This window comes from Mycolicibacterium mageritense, assembly GCF_010727475.1.
GTDB lineage: Bacteria > Actinomycetota > Actinomycetes > Mycobacteriales > Mycobacteriaceae > Mycobacterium > Mycobacterium mageritense.
Window position 1 is genome coordinate 1,516,250 of record NZ_AP022567.1, and the last position, 14,551, is coordinate 1,530,800.

At 67.8% G+C, this 14,551-nt stretch carries 16 protein-coding genes; 10 read left to right on the forward strand and 6 right to left on the reverse strand.

Annotated elements, in window-relative coordinates; all coding sequences use genetic code 11:
- Positions 1 to 65: 65 nt before the first annotated feature.
- From G6N67_RS07395 to G6N67_RS07405, 3 genes are read left to right on the forward strand one after another with little or no spacing between them, the layout of a single operon-like run.
- Positions 66 to 689: a TetR/AcrR family transcriptional regulator gene (locus G6N67_RS07395; protein ID WP_036433287.1), complete on the forward strand. Its 624-nt coding sequence runs from the start codon at positions 66 to 68 to the stop codon at positions 687 to 689.
- Complete coding sequence (locus G6N67_RS07400) at positions 686 to 1,495, forward strand: helix-turn-helix domain-containing protein (protein WP_036433284.1); 810 nt, start codon at positions 686 to 688, stop codon at positions 1,493 to 1,495. The genes G6N67_RS07395 and G6N67_RS07400 overlap by 4 nt, the downstream gene beginning before the upstream one ends.
- A 54-nt stretch (positions 1,496 to 1,549) precedes the next feature.
- Entirely contained in the window at positions 1,550 to 2,374 is an 825-nt protein-coding gene (locus tag G6N67_RS07405) for an SAM-dependent methyltransferase (protein ID WP_036433282.1), read from the forward strand.
- Positions 2,375 to 2,381: 7 nt separating this feature from the next.
- Here G6N67_RS07405 and G6N67_RS07410 read toward each other — a convergent pair whose 3' ends face one another.
- Both G6N67_RS07410 and G6N67_RS07415 read right to left on the reverse strand, forming a co-directional pair.
- Positions 2,382 to 3,035, reverse strand: coding sequence for a TetR/AcrR family transcriptional regulator (locus G6N67_RS07410; RefSeq protein ID WP_036433279.1), 654 nt, complete (start codon positions 3,033 to 3,035; stop codon positions 2,382 to 2,384).
- A 36-nt stretch (positions 3,036 to 3,071) separates the two neighbouring features.
- A complete protein-coding gene (locus G6N67_RS07415) occupies positions 3,072 to 3,653 on the reverse strand; it encodes a VOC family protein (protein WP_036433277.1) in 582 nt (193 codons plus the stop codon).
- 105 nt (positions 3,654 to 3,758) lie between these two features.
- Between G6N67_RS07415 and G6N67_RS07420 the strand changes: the two genes are divergently transcribed.
- The 6 genes from G6N67_RS07420 to G6N67_RS07445 all read left to right on the forward strand — a co-directional run bounded on the left by G6N67_RS07420 (position 3,759) and on the right by G6N67_RS07445 (position 9,492).
- Positions 3,759 to 4,388 (forward strand): TetR/AcrR family transcriptional regulator, encoded by a 630-nt coding sequence (locus G6N67_RS07420; RefSeq protein WP_036433274.1) that lies wholly within the window; start codon positions 3,759 to 3,761, stop codon positions 4,386 to 4,388.
- Positions 4,385 to 5,527 carry an alpha/beta hydrolase gene (locus G6N67_RS07425; RefSeq protein WP_036433272.1) on the forward strand — a complete coding sequence of 381 codons (1,143 nt, stop codon included), beginning with the start codon at positions 4,385 to 4,387 and terminating at the stop codon, positions 5,525 to 5,527. The genes G6N67_RS07420 and G6N67_RS07425 overlap by 4 nt, the downstream gene beginning before the upstream one ends.
- Positions 5,503 to 6,483, forward strand: a complete 981-nt coding sequence (locus G6N67_RS07430; protein ID WP_051578764.1) for a 2-hydroxyacid dehydrogenase — start codon at positions 5,503 to 5,505, stop codon at positions 6,481 to 6,483. Before G6N67_RS07425 ends, G6N67_RS07430 begins: the two co-directional genes overlap by 25 nt.
- 84 nt (positions 6,484 to 6,567) lie before the next feature.
- On the forward strand, positions 6,568 to 8,766 hold the full coding sequence (locus G6N67_RS07435; RefSeq protein WP_036433269.1) for an acyl-CoA dehydrogenase family protein: 2,199 nt from the start codon (positions 6,568 to 6,570) through the stop codon (positions 8,764 to 8,766).
- A 126-nt stretch (positions 8,767 to 8,892) separates the two neighbouring features.
- On the forward strand, positions 8,893 to 9,177 hold the full coding sequence (locus tag G6N67_RS07440) for a hypothetical protein (RefSeq protein WP_308289817.1): 285 nt from the start codon (positions 8,893 to 8,895) through the stop codon (positions 9,175 to 9,177).
- A gap of 6 nt (positions 9,178 to 9,183) precedes the next feature.
- Positions 9,184 to 9,492, forward strand: a complete 309-nt coding sequence (locus tag G6N67_RS07445) for a hypothetical protein (RefSeq protein ID WP_036433264.1) — start codon at positions 9,184 to 9,186, stop codon at positions 9,490 to 9,492.
- Between the two features lie 6 nt (positions 9,493 to 9,498).
- On the opposite strand, the gene G6N67_RS07450 is transcribed toward G6N67_RS07445, so the two are convergent.
- Complete coding sequence (locus tag G6N67_RS07450) at positions 9,499 to 10,281, reverse strand: SDR family NAD(P)-dependent oxidoreductase (protein WP_036433262.1); 783 nt, start codon at positions 10,279 to 10,281, stop codon at positions 9,499 to 9,501.
- Positions 10,282 to 10,426: 145 nt separating this feature from the next.
- Positions 10,427 to 12,115, reverse strand: a complete 1,689-nt coding sequence (gene fadD2, locus G6N67_RS07455) for a long-chain-fatty-acid--CoA ligase FadD2 (RefSeq protein ID WP_036433259.1) — start codon at positions 12,113 to 12,115, stop codon at positions 10,427 to 10,429.
- Between the two features lie 66 nt (positions 12,116 to 12,181).
- Here fadD2 and ligD point away from each other — a divergent pair, with 66 nt between their 5' ends.
- Positions 12,182 to 13,411: a non-homologous end-joining DNA ligase gene (gene ligD, locus G6N67_RS07460; protein ID WP_036433257.1), complete on the forward strand. Its 1,230-nt coding sequence runs from the start codon at positions 12,182 to 12,184 to the stop codon at positions 13,409 to 13,411.
- Between the two features lies 1 nt (position 13,412).
- Here the strand turns inward: ligD and G6N67_RS07465 are convergent, their stop codons facing one another.
- Positions 13,413 to 13,838 (reverse strand): Rv0361 family membrane protein, encoded by a 426-nt coding sequence (locus G6N67_RS07465; protein ID WP_229479887.1) that lies wholly within the window; start codon positions 13,836 to 13,838, stop codon positions 13,413 to 13,415.
- Positions 13,805 to 14,533, reverse strand: a complete 729-nt coding sequence (locus tag G6N67_RS07470) for a FadR/GntR family transcriptional regulator (protein WP_051578763.1) — start codon at positions 14,531 to 14,533, stop codon at positions 13,805 to 13,807. The genes G6N67_RS07465 and G6N67_RS07470 overlap by 34 nt, the downstream gene beginning before the upstream one ends.
- Positions 14,534 to 14,551: the final 18 nt, after the last annotated feature.

The following is a 14,551-nucleotide window of genomic DNA, read 5'->3' on the forward strand; positions in this document are numbered from 1 at the left end:
GCAAAACTGAGAACGTATGTTTCCTGATATTGGCCTGTACGGCTGACGGGTGTCAAGATGTTCACGTGACACCGGTGCGTCCGTATCGCGGAGTCGAGGCGGCAGCGCGTCTCGCGCAGCGGCGCAGCCAGCTCCTGGCCGCGGGCCTCGAACTGCTCGGCGGTGAATCCACCGAAGCGGGCGACCTCACGGTCCGCGCCGTCTGCAAGGAATCCGGCCTGGCCGCGCGGTACTTCTACGAAAGCTTCACCGACAAGGACCAGTTCGTCGCGTCGGTGTACGACTGGGTGATCACCGACCTCGCCGCATCGACACAGGCCGCGGTCAACGCCGCCCCGCTGCTCGAGCAGACCAGGGCCGCCATGACCACCATCGTGCGCACGATCGCCGGGGATCCCCGGGTGGGCCGGCTGCTGTTCAGCACAGAACTGTCCAACGAGATGCTGGCCCGCAAACGCGTCGAGTCGAGCGCGTTGTTCGCGATGTTGCTGAGCCGCCACGCTGGCGATGCACTCAATCTCGAACAGAACGACCGCCTCACGGCCACAGCGCATTTCGCGGTCGGCGGGGTCGCGCAGACCATCAGTGCGTGGCTCGCGGGCGAGGTCGATTTCACCCCCGATCAGCTGGCCGAGCAGCTGCGCTCGTTGCTGGACGGCCTGGCCGGCCTGGATACTCAGGGGCGATGACGCCTTCCGCACCCGCGATGTTCCGCCCGTGTGCGGCGCTGGCCGGCCACGTGGAGTTCTTCGGGTACTGGGAGCGCAGTTCCGGCACCACTCACCGCAGCCGGGCGCTGCCTCGTGGCGCGGCCACGGTGATCATCGACCTCAGCGCGCGCCAGCGGGTCGACTTCTTCGCGGCCGACGGCACGACGCGCCTGCCTGTCAGCCCGGCGTTCGTCGCCGGCGCGGGCAGCGTTTCCTACGTCACCCAGATCGACACCGCCCAGACCGTGATGACCATCCATTTCCGGCCCGGCGCCGCGGTGCTGTCGCTTCCGTTGGGCGAGTTGGAAAACCGCTGCGTGGGGCTCGCCGAGGTGTGGGGCCGCGACGGGATCCGGCTGCACGAACAGCTGATCGACGCGCCGTCGGCCGCGGCACGGATCGCGCTGGCTCAGAACTTCCTGTTGTGCCGCCTCACGCCCCGCCGGCCCGCCGTAGCGGCGGTGCTCGCCGCCGCGGAGCGGGATCCGGGGCTGCGCGTGTCCGAAGCCGCTGAGCTGACCGGTCTTTCGGCCAAACGGTTGATCACGCAGTTCCGGTCGGACGTCGGGCTGGCACCCAAGGCCTATCTGCGGGTGCGGCGGTTGCAGGCCGCGTTGCGCCGCCTCGACACCGGTACCGTGCCGGGCGCCGAGATCGCGGCCGACCTCGGATACTTCGATCAGGCGCACTTCGTGCGCGATTTCCGGTCGTTCACCGCGATGACGCCCACGCAGTACGCCGCGCGACGGATGTGGTTGCCCAGCCACGTCGGCCTCGCGTCATGACCGACGGCAAAAATATCCAAGACGCGTGCTGACCCGCACCCGCAAGATGGGGATATGCAGAATTCCGGACAGGCAGTGGCCAACACGGGCCTTCTGGTGGCAGCGATCCGCGCCGAGGAATCCCGCCGACCAGATCGGCTGTTCACCGACCCGTACGCCGAGAAGCTCGCTGGCGAGGTGGGCCGTCGGCTCCTCACCGACGCGCTCGGGACGGCCGGTGAGAAGAGCACGCTGCAGATCGTCGTGCGGACCCGCTTCTGGGACGAGGCCCTACTGCGCGCGGCAGGCCACATCAGGCAGGTCGTGGTGCTGGCCGCGGGCATGGATGCCCGGGCCTATCGCCTGCCCTGGCCCGACGGCACCACGGTCTACGAGGTGGATCAGCCCGCGGTGATCGAGGCCAAGGCGACCGTGCTGGCCGACGACCAGCCCCGCTGCCGTCGGGTACCGGTCGGCATCGACCTGGCCGACGATTGGCCGCAGGCGTTGCGATCCAACGGTTTCGACCAGAAGGCCGCGACCGTCTGGTTGATCGAGGGCTTGTTGCAGTATCTCGACGAGACCGCCGTGCGAGCCTTGTTCGCGCGCATCGACGATCTGTCCGCGCCCGGGTCGGTGTTGCTCTACGACATCGTGGGCAAGACCCTGCTGGACGCGCAGATGCTGTCCGGATTGCTCGAGTCCATGGCCAGAAGCGGCGCGCCGTGGCTGTTCGGCACCGATGCGCCCGGGGAACTCGCCGAGCGGCACGGCTGGTCGGCCGTGGTGACCGACGTGGCAGAGCCGGGCAACGCGTGGAACCGGTGGTTCGCGCCCGTGGTGCCGCTGGATGTTCCCGGCGTCCCGCGCGGTTATTTCGTGGAGGCGACCAAGCCGTAGTCCGCGGTCAGCGCCCGCCCGCGGCGCGTGCGGGATCGACCGCGCTGACAGCCTCGAACAGGGCCACCAGCACGTCGAGCAGATGGTCGCGGTCGACATCGAGATCGTCCTGCAGCACCGCGCCCATCGTGCTGACCACACCGCCGATGAGAAATTGCGATATGAGCCGGACGTCGGTGGGCAGGCTGCCGGGTTCCAGGCCTGGGTCGCCGCCGCTGGACGCGGTCGATGCGACCATGCCGGCGAATCGGCGGCTCTCCTCGAGGCTGCGGCGTCCGAGCGCGGGTGACGCGGTGGACTCGAGCGCGAGGATCCGGCCCTTGCGCGGATCGGTCAAGATCACGTCGACCACCTCGGCGAGCACGGCGCGCGTCCGCGAGTGGGCGTCGGCGGGCGCATCGGCCAGCGCCGTGACGGATCGGCGCGCGGTCTCCTCGATCACCTCGTCGTACACCGCGACGTGGAACGCCTCGATGTCGGGGAAGCTCTCGTAGAAGTACCGCAGGGCCACGCCCGACGCCTCGGTGACGCCACGCACGGTGGTTCCCGCGGTGCCGCGCGTGCCCATGAGTTCCAGCCCGGCCGCCAACAACCGCGAGCGGCGTTCTGCGACGCGGTCCACCGCGTCCTGACCGCCGTAGCGGCGGGTCACCTTGGGCATCGCCCCATCTTGGCACGTACGCCCGGGCCGCCTCCGCTACGGGGTGCCGGCCGCCGCCGGGCTGCGGTCAGCCGCGGTCCTGGGCGCCACCTTTGCGTCGTTCTCAGTGAATTCCTTGGTCCAGCAAGCAAACTCGAGGGTTATCCCGTCGGGGTCGAAGAAGTAGAAGGAGCGCACGTACACCCCCGGGTGCACGGTCGGCGACACCTGCATGTCACTCTCGTCGTGGTTGAGGATCGGGCCGACCCGCACCCCCTTGGCCTTGAGCTTCTGCCGGTACTCGTCGAACTTCTCCGCGGGCACGTGCAACGCGAGATGGTTCATCGACCCCGTGGCACTGACGATTTCGCCGATGCCGGGGATGGCGGCGGGTGCGGACACCCCGGGCACACCGTCCGGTGCGTCGCGGAACCAGAAGAACGCGACGCAGTCACCGTTGCCTGCATCGAAGAAGAAGTGCTGCCCGATCCCGCCCGGCAGGTCCAGGGACTTGATCAGCGGCATGCCCAGCACGTTGCTGTAGAAGTCGACCGTGCGCTCCATGTCCGAGCACACCAGTGCCACATGGTTGATTCCCCCGAGTTCGAACTCGTTGTTGGGATTGTTCGGCTTGATCACGTCGCGACTCCTCCGGTGCGAACCCGCCATCGACTGGCGCATCTCCAAATCTGAATCTAACATCAGATTCAGGTTTGGACAATGGCGCTGCAAGCAAGGAGCCCGATGACGATCAGCCCGCGCGAGCAGCTGCCGACCGCCCGCGGCAGGCAGACCCAGGCCGCCATCGACGCCGCGGCGCGGACGGTGATCGCCCGCAAGGGCATCCTGGCCACCACGATCGCCGACATCGCGGCGGAGTCGGGCCGGTCGGCGGCGTCGTTCTACAACTATTACGACTCGAAAGAGGCCATGGTCCGCGAGTGGGCGCTGCGGTTCCGTGACGAGGCACGGGAGCGCGCCCGCTCCGCGGCCGATCCCGGTCTCGACGACTGGGAACGCTCCTATCAGGCGGTCTCGGCGCACTGGAAGACCTATCGCCACCGGCTGGCCGAGATCATCAGCGTGTCGCAACTGGCGATGATCAGTGACGACTTCGCGCAGTACTGGGCCGAGATCTGCGAACTGCCGATCGCGCTCATCACCGGCATGGTCAAACGCGCCCAGCAGCACGGGTTCTGCGCCGGCGACGATCCGCACCTGACCGCGGTCGCCCTGGTGTCGATGCTCAACCAGTTCTGCTACACCCAGCTTTCCGGCGGAAACGCCGATGATGTCGACGACGAAGCGTGCATCATCACCCTGGCCAACATCTTTCACCGAACCATCTACCACAAGGAGACCCCGCGCACATGAGCAGAACAGCTGGGGCGTCGGCAGCGGCGGGGGTGGCCCGCGAGTTCGTCGGGGTGGAATCGCCGACCGCGCGGCGCGCGGGTGCCGGCGGTTATCCGTGCCAGGGCATCTACTACCGCGGTATCGGCCGCAAACCCAAGGTGGCGATGATCGCCACGCATTACCAGATCGATTTCTCCGAGCACTATCTCGCCGACTACATGGCGACCAGGGGCATCGGCTTCCTGGGCTGGAACACGCGGTTCCGCGGCTTCGAGAGCAGCTTCCTGCTCGACCACGCCCTTGTCGACATCGGCGTCGGCGTGCGCTGGCTGCGCGAAACGCAGCACATCGAAACCGTTGTCCTGCTGGGTAACTCCGGTGGCGGTTCGTTGATGGCGGCATACCAGGCCCAGAGCACCCACCAGCACGTCACGCCGCTGGAAGGCATGCGTCCGGCCGCGGGCCTCACCGAGCTGCCGAGCGCCGACGGATACATCGCGAGCGCTGCACATCCCGGGCGGCCCGACGTGCTGACCGCCTGGATGGACGCCGCCGTGGTCGACGAGAACGACGCCGTCGCGACCGATCCGGACCTCGACCTGTTCGACGACCGCAACGGCCCACCGTTCTCGGCGGATTTCGTCGCGCGCTACCGCGCCGCCCAGGTCGCGCGCAACCACGCAATCACCGATTGGGCCGAGCAGGAGCTCAAACACATTCAGGCGGCGGGCTATTCGGACCGCCCGTTCACCGTGATGCGCACCTGGGCCGATCCCCGCATGGTCGACCCCACGATCGAACCGACCCGGCGCCAGCCCAACCTCTGCTACGCCGGGGTTCCGGTCAAGGCCAACCGGTCGGCCCGCGGCATCGCCGCGGCAACGACGTTGCGCAACTGGCTGGGCATGTGGAGCCTGCGGCACGCCCAGACCAGGGCCGAACCACACCTCGCCAGGATCACGTGTCCCGCGCTGGTGATCAATGCCGACCAGGACACCGGCGTGTACCCCTCTGATGCGCAACGCATTTACGACGCGCTGGCCGCCACCGACAAGACCCGGTGCTCGATCGACACCGACCACTACTTCACCACGCCCGGCGCCCGCAGCGAACAGGCCGATACCATCGCACGATGGATCGCGAAACGGTGGCGGTGACCCCGGGCCCGGTCCGGGTGCTCGCACACTTCATCCCCGGTGACCAGGTGCTGGATTTTCTTGCCCCGCACAAAGATTGGCTCGACGTCCGGTTCTGCGCCGAGAACGACGACAAGACCTTCCAGCGTGAGCTGCCCGAAACCGAGGTGCTCTGGCACGTACTTCGGCCGATATCCGGCGACGACCTGCAGCGGGCCCTGCGCCTTCGGCTCGTGCACAAGATGGGCGCCGGGGTCAATACCATCGACGTGGACACCGCGACCCGGCTGGGCATCCTGGTGGCCAACATGCCGGGGGCCAATTCCGCGTCCGTGGCCGAGGGCACGATCCTGCTCATGCTCGCGACGTTGCGCCGGCTGCTCGAACTCGACCAGTACACGCGCGCGGGAGAGGGCTGGCCCGCCGATCCCACCCTGGGGGAGACGGTGCGTGACATCGGGGGCTGCACGGTCGGGTTGGTCGGCCACGGCAACGTCGCGCGCCGCGTCGAGCAGATCGTCACGGCCATGGGCGCCGACGTCGTGCACACCACCACCCGCGACACGGGTCACCCGCGCTGGCGCAGCCTGCCGGAACTGCTCGCGACCAGCGACATCGTGTCACTGCATCTCCCGCTCACCGATGCCACGCACGGCCTCCTGGACCGAGCGGCACTCGCGACGATGAAACCGGGATCGGTGATCGTCAACACCGCGCGCGGTCCGATCATCGACGAGGCGGCGCTGCTCGACGCACTCGGAACCGGACACATCGCGGCGGCCGGGCTGGACGTGTTCGAGGTCGAGCCGATCCCGGCCGGGCACCCGCTGCTCGACCTGGAGAACGTCGTGCTCACGCCGCACGTGGCCTGGTACACCGTGGACACCATGCGTCGTTATCTCACCGCGGCAGTGGAGAACTGCCGACGGATCCGCGACGGGGAACCGCTCGGGAACGTAGTAAACGAAGTTAAATAGGGCGCCGCAGTGGCGGCGATCACGTCGCGGTACCCTCGATTCAACCGACTGGTTATTCGGGAAATGCCGCCATGGAGGTAACGCATGCCTGTTGCGATCACGTCCGAGCACAACGACCTGGCCGATTCCGTTCGGTCGCTGGTGGCGCGGGTGGCGCCGTCAGAAGTGCTGCATGACGCGCTGGACGCCGATCCGGCAGCGCCCATCCCCAATCCCCCGTCCTACTGGAAAGCCGCGGCCGACCAGGGACTGCAGGGCGTGCACCTGTCCGAATCGGTTGGCGGACAAGGCTTCGGCATCCTGGAACTCGCGATCGTGCTGGCCGAGTTCGGCTACGGTGCGGTGCCGGGCCCGTTCGTCCCGTCCGCGATCGCGAGCGCGCTCATCGCCGCGAACGATCCCGACGCCAAGATCCTCGGCGAGTTGGCGTCGGGTGACGCCATCGCCGCATACGCGATCGACTCCGGGCTGACCGCGACCCGCCACGGCGACGGCCTGGTGATCCGGGGCGAGGCGCGCGCGGTGCCCGCCGCGGCGCAGGCATCGATCCTCGTGCTGCCGGTTGCGATCGACTCCGGCGAGGAATGGCTGATCCTCGACGCCGATCAGCTTGAGATCGAGCCGGTCCGCAGCGTCGACCCGCTGCGGCCGTTGGCACACGTGCGGGCCAACGCGGTCGAAGTTTCGGACGACCGCGTGCTGGCCGATCTGAGCCGCCCGCTGGCTCGCGCGCTGATCTCCACGCTGCTGTCCGCGGAGGCCGTCGGCGTGGCCCGGTGGGCCACCGACACCGCCGCCGAATACGCCAAGATCCGCGAACAGTTCGGCAGGCCCATCGGCCAGTTCCAGGCCATCAAACACAAGTGCGCAGGCATGGTCGCCGACACCGAGCGGGCGACCGCCGCGGTGTGGGACGCGGCCCGCGCACTCGACGAAGTGCGGGAAAGCGATTCGACAGCCACCCATTTCGAGTTCGCCGCGGCCGTCGCGGCAACTCTGGCGCCCGCCGCCGCACAGCACTGCACGCAGGACTGCATCCAGGTGCACGGCGGCATCGGCTTCACGTGGGAACACGACGCCAACATCTACTATCGCCGGGCGCTGGTGCTGGCGGCCGGTTTCGGCCGTTCCGCCGACTACCCGCAGGCCGTCGTGGACACCGCGACCACCACGGGCATGCGCCCGGTCGACATCGACCTCGATCCCGACACCGAGAAGCTGCGTGCGCAGATCCGCGCGGAAGTCACTGCGCTCAAAGAGCTTCCACGCGAGGAGCGCACCGTCGCCATCGCCGAGGGCGGCTGGGTGCAACCGCACCTGCCCAAGCCGTGGGGCCGTGCGGCCGAACCCGTCGAGCAGATCATCATCGCCCAGGAGTTCTCCGCGGGCCGGGTCAAACGCCCGCAGATGGGCATCGCGGCGTGGATCATCCCGTCGATCGTGGCCTACGGCACCGACGAGCAGAAGCAGCGCTTCCTGCCGCCGACGTTCCGCGGCGAGATGATCTGGTGCCAGCTGTTCTCCGAACCGGGCGCGGGCTCGGACCTGGCCAGCCTGACCACCAAGGCCACCAAGGTCGACGGCGGCTGGCGCATCACCGGCCAGAAGATCTGGACCACGGGTGCACAGTACTCGGCGTGGGGCGCATTGCTGGCCCGCACCGACCCGAAAGCGCCGAAGCACAACGGCATCACGTACTTCCTGCTGGACATGAAGGCACCCGGGGTCGAGGTCAAACCGCTGCGGGAACTGACCGGCAACGCGATGTTCAACACCGTGTTCATCGACGACGTGTTCGTACCCGACGCCTTGGTGCTGGGCGAAGTCAACCGCGGCTGGGAGGTCAGCCGCAACACCCTGACCAACGAGCGCGTCTCGATCGGCAGCAGTGAGCCGCCGTTCCTGGCCAATCTCGATCAGTTCGTGGAGTTCCTGCGGGACGGGCAATTCGACCAGATCGAGCAGAACCGGGCCGGCCAGTTGATCGCCGAAGGCCACGCCGCCAAGGTGCTCAACCTCCGGTCGACGCTGCTGACGCTGGCCGGCGGCGACGCCATGCCTGCTGCGGCGATCTCCAAGCTGCTGTCGATGAAAACCGGTCAGGGCTATGCGGAATTCGCGGTGGCGTCGTTCGGCACCGACGGTGCGATCGGCACCGGCGAACCCGGCCGCTGGGCGGACTACCTGCTGGCCAGCCGCGCCACCACGATCTACGGCGGCACGTCCGAGGTGCAGCTCAACATCATCGCCGAGCGCCTGCTCGGCCTGCCGCGCGACCCGTAGCGTCTTCCGCGCGAGCAGTCGTGTTGGTACCCGGGTAACGGCGTTCTCGGGTACCGACTTGTCTGTTCACGCCGTATTTCGGCGCGTACCGTCGAAATAGGTGACGCTCGGAAACGGTTGGCATTGATGATGAGCATTTCTAAGCAACGTTTCATCCGCCTCGCGGGCGCGGCGGCGGCGTCGTTCGCACTGATCGCCGGGCCCACCGCGGTGGTGAGCCAGACCACGCCGACCGCACATGCCGATCCATGTGTAAACGGCGTCATTCCGTGGAACCCGTATGTCGTGAACTGCAACCTGCCACCTCGAACCGGTCCCAAAGTCCGCGGCGCCGCCCCCGACGCCGGAGCCATCATCGCGTGCCGGGGCAAGCCGGGCTGTCTGTCGTGGTACGTCAACGGGCCCTGGTGAGCCGTGATGACCAACGACGTCGAGAAGCGTTGGCACGATCCCCAGATGTTCCGCTCGGCAGTGACCTATGTCGTGTGCGTCGTGGCGGTGGCCGGAGTCGCATTCGCGTCGTACGCATTCGTCGGTGATCACTCGGTGATCTCGGCGGTGCTGGTGCCGACCATCTTGTTCTTCGGTGGGGTCGGCGCATTCGTGCGCACCTACCAGGTCTGGCGAGCCGAGGGCACATGGCCGATCTGGCAGGGCGCGGGTTGGTTCCTACTCGCTCTGTCGCTCGTGTGCCTGGCCGTTCCCGGCTCCGCGATGCACTCCTGACTCCCGCTACGGCAGGATCGAGTCGACGTAACCGCCGTCGACCCGCAGCGCACCACCGGTGGTCGCCGAGGCCAACGGCGACGCGAGATATGCCACCATGTTCGCGATCTCTTCAGGCTCGATCAGGCGCTGGATCAGCGACTGCGGCCGGTACTTGATCATGAACTCGCGCTGCGCCTCGTCCCACGGCAGCGACTTGTCCACGAGCTGATAGACGAAATCCTCGACGCCTGCGGTGTGCGTCGGCCCCGCGATCACCGAGTTCACAGTCACGCCGGTACCCGCGGCCTCCTTGGCGAACCCGCGCGACACCGCCAGCAGCGCGGTCTTGGACACGCCGTAGTGGATCATCTCCGCAGGGATCACGATCGCCGAGTCGCTCGCGATCTGGATCGCCCGGCCCCAGCCACGCTCGGTCATGCCCGGCAGGTAGCTGCGGATAAGCCGAACCGCCGCAAGGACATTCACGTCGAAGTAGGCCCGCCACTGCTCATCGGTGATCTCCATCGGGGGCACCGCGCCGAAGATCCCGAGATTGTTGACCAGCACATCCACGGCAGGCAGTTGCCGCAGGAGATCGGCCGTGCCCTCCTCCGTCGCGACATCAGCCGCCACGCCGATCACGTCGAAGTCCCCCAGCTTGGCGACGGCCTCGTCGACGCGCGCGGCCGTGCGGCCGTTGACGGCGACCCGCGCGCCGCTACGGGCCAGTTGTTCGGCGATGGCCAGGCCGATGCCCTGGGTCGAGCCCGTGACGAGTGCGGTCTTTCCAGTCAGGTCGATGTTCACGAGCCAGTACTACCACCGATCAGCCCGAACTATTCCGCGTCGGCTCTCACCGTTCTCGGCGAGCAGACACTCGCGTACCCCGTAACGCCGTTACCCGGGTACCTACGCGACTGCTCGCCGGAGCGCGGCATGCGGATTACTCCACTTACTCCACTTCGATGTCGCGCAGCTCGCGCTTGAGGATCTTGCCGGTCGGGTTCCGCGGCAGCTCGTCGAGGAAGATGACCTCGCGCGGCACCTTGTACCGCGCGAGATGGTCTTTCACGTACTTCTTGATGTCGTCCTCGTCGACGCTGGCGCCCTCGGCCTTGACCACGAAGGCCCGCAGCCGCGCGCCCCACTCTTTGTCCTCGACGCCCAGTGCGGTCGCCTCGATCACCTCGGGATGTCCGCTGATGAGATCTTCGACCTCCGCGGGGAACACGTTCTCACCGCCCGAGACGATCATCTCGTCGTCACGGCCACTGACGTAGAGCAGGCCGTGCTCATCGAAGTAGCCGACGTCGCCCGACGACAACAACCCGTCGATGATCTGCTTGCCGCCCCCGCCCGTGTAGCCCTCGAACGGGAACGTGTTGCCGACGAAGATGCGGCCGACCTCCCCCTGCGGCACCTCGTTGCCGTTGTCGTCGATGATCTTGACCCGCACGCCCTTGACCACGGGCCCGACCGTCGCGGGATTGATCGACAGATCCTTGGGCCGGGCGATGGTGGCGAACGCGATCTCGGTCGAGCCGTACAGGTTGTAGATCACCGGACCCAGATCCTTGAGCGCCCGCGTGGCAAGCTCGGCGCCCAGCTGCGAGCCCGAAACGAACACGATCCGCAGCGACGACAGGTTGGGCTTGGGCACGGTCTGGTCGAGCGTGTCCAGGATCCGCGACAGCATGACCGGCACCACCACCATGGCGGTCACCTTGTGCTTCTCGATGTCCTCGAGCACCGTCGCCGGCTTGAACCGCCGGCGCAGCACCAGTGTGCTGCCCAGCATCATGGCAATCGTGCCGTGCAGGAATCCCAGCGCGTGGAACATCGGCGCGGGCAACGAGGTCACCTCGCGGGCCCGGAACGGCACATGCGACAGCACGCCACCGATCGGCGCCAGCGAGGGCGGGGTGCCGCGGTTGGCGCCCTTCGGCGTGCCCGTGGTGCCGCTGGTCAAGATGATGATCGACGAGTGCTTGGTGGCCTTGGGCGCGGGCTGGCCGCTGCTGCGCGCGATGAGGTCTGCGAGGGTTTCGTCGGTGCTGCCCGACGGTTCGTCCTTGTCAGGGTTCTTGCCGAGCGCGCGTAGCTTGCCGAGCTCGGGTTCGGCCTGCGACACGGCCGCGGCATATTCGTCGTCGTAGATGATCACCTTCGCGCCTTCGCGCTCGGCGACCTCCTTGATCTGCGGCCCGGAGAACTCGCTGTTGAGCAAGATGATGCGGGCGCCCGCGCGGGCCGCGCCGTACACCGACACCAGGAACCAGCGGTGGTTGCGGGCCAGGATCGCGACGCCGTCGCCGCCCCTCACGCCCAGCGCCAGCAGACCGTTGGCGGTCGCGTGTGCCGCGGCGTCGAGTTCGCCGAACGTCATCTCGCCGTCGTCGTCGATCACGGCCGTGCGGTTGGGGTGCCGCCGGGCGTTGAGCGCCGGGATCATCCCGAGCTCACCCCACCGTCTGATGTCGGCGAGCATGGCCGCCATGTGCTGCGGCGATTCCAGCTTGAGCGCGCCCGCTTCGAACATCTTGCGGGCGTAGTGCAATTCCGCGGCGCCGCGATCGAGGTATTGCTGAGCTTTCGCAGCTACTTGCGCCGGCAGATCGGGCAAATCGGACAGACTTGGCATGACGCCACAATATGTGACCCGGGTCGCAGCCGGGGGTAGTAACTACCGGCTCGTTAGGATGAGGTGATGGCCGGTGCACTGTCGCTGGAGTTGGACGGCCAGGAAGTGTCGGTCACCAACCCTGACAAGGTGATCTTCCCGGATGCCGGGGTCACCAAGCTCGATTTGGTGCGTTACTACGAAGCCGTCGCCGGCGGTGCGTTGCGTGGCGTCGCCGACCGTCCGATGATCCTCAAACGGTTCGTCAAGGGCATCTCGACCGAGGCCATCTTCCAGAAGCGCGCGCCGGAGAAGAGGCCGGATTACATCGCCGTCGCCGAACTCAAGTACCGGTCCGGCACGTCGGCGAAGGAAGCGGTCCTGACGACCGTCGCCGGGCTGGCATGGGCCGTGAACCTCGGGTGCGTCGACCTCAACCCTCACCCGGTACGGGCCGACGATCTCGATCATCCCGACGAGCTGCGCGTCGACCTCGATCCGATGCCGGGCGTCGACTGGCAACAGATCGTCGCGGTCGCGCAGGTGGCCCGCGAGGTGCTCACCGACCATGGCCTGACCGCGTGGCCCAAGACATCCGGTTCGCGCGGCTTCCACATCTACGCGCGGATCCACCGGCAGTGGCCGTTCCAGAAGGTCCGGTTGGCGGCCCAGACCGTCGCCCGGGAGGTGGAACGCCGCGCACCGGACCTGGCCACGGCGCACTGGTGGAAGGAGGAGCGCGAGGGCGTGTTCGTCGACTTCAACCAGAACGCCAAGGACCGCACGGTCGCGTCGGCCTACTCGGTGCGCGCGACGCCGGATGCCAGGGTGTCCACCCCGTTGCGTTGGGACGAGGTGCCGGGCTGCCGGCCGGAAGCGTTCACCATCGCCACGGTGCCCGCCCGGTTCGCCGAGCTGGGCGATCCGTGGGAGGGCATGGACGACGCCGCGGGCAGCCTCGACGAATTACTGGCGCTGGCAGACACGTTGGGCCCGGCCGAGAAAGCGCCCAAGGGGGCGTCACGCGACGGCCGCAGGCAGTCGACCATGCCACTGATCGAGATCGCCCGGACCAAGACCAAGGACGAGGCCATGGCCGCGCTCGACGTCTGGCGGGAACGTCATCCCGCGGTCGCCGAACGCCTTGAGCCCGTGGATGTTCTGGTCGACGGCATGCGCGGCCCGAGTTCGATCTGGTACCGCATCAGGATCAACCTGCAGCACGTGCCCGAAGCCGACCGGCCACCTCAGGAACAGTTGATCGCCGACTACAGCCCATGGGAGAACTACTCCGGCGCGCAGTGGCGGCGGGGCTGACCTACGGCTCGAACGGACCCGGCAGTGGGCCGAAAATGCCGTTCCCCCGGCGTATTTCGCAGATCTTCCAGCCGTCCCGATCCTCGACGGTGAACGAGATCTCCAGATCGGTGGCATTGGTGTAGTGCCCGGTGACGGTACGTTTGACACCCGGCGACTCGGGATCGACGGACAGCACGTCGGGGCCCGCCTGATACAGGCTCGCAAACTCCTGCCGGACCTCGACGTCCGAGCGCGGTTGCATCATGGCGGCCAACGCGCCGCAGGTGCCCGAGCGCAGCGCGCTGACATCGCCGGCTTTCGCGGCCGCGATATGCCGTTGCACTGCGTGCTCCGGGGAATCCTCCGACGAACCGCTGGGGCCGCAGGCCACCAGCACGCCCGCCATCGCGATCAGCGCCGACCAGTGACTTCGCCCGATGAGCATGAACCACGGTAACCGTCGACGAGCTCGACGAACCCTTGGATGTGCGCACGGGCCAGGTCCGCTGCCTTGGTGCCGTGGCCACGTGCCAACGCCGCGACGATCCCGCGGTGCTCGCAGCGCAGGTTCGACGCGACGGCCGCCCAGTCGTCGAGCTGGGGCACTCCCGCCAGGACGTAGCCCTGGATGGGACCGCGCAGCGCCGCCATCATCGCCTCGACCACCACGTTGCCGGCCAGCGCCACCAACGCCACGTGAAAGTCGGCGTCGAGCCGGTGGAACTCCTCCGGCTGCAAACCCGGATCGTCCATGGCGTCGAGCATCGCGGTGACCCCGGCCAGGTCCGGCCGCGGATCGCGGGCAGCGGCGTCACGTAATGCCGCGGTTTCCAAGAGGATTCGGGTCCGCACCAGATCCTCGATGGGCAGCGCGCGGGTCGCGGTGTGCAGCCGCAGCGCCGATCCGATCGACGTCGCGGCGTCGGCGGTGACGATGGCGCCCGCATCCGGGCCGGATCCGGCAGCCGTGCGGATCACGCCCATGGCCTCCAATACCCGGATCGCCTCACGCACCGAGGCCCGGCTCACCGACAGGCTCTCGGCCAGCGCGCGTTCGGCGGGAAGCCGGTCCCCGACCGTCAGCGTGCCCGCGACCAGATCGCGTTCGATCCGCTCCAATACGAGCTCGTGTGCGCGCATGGCGATGAGAATAGCGCG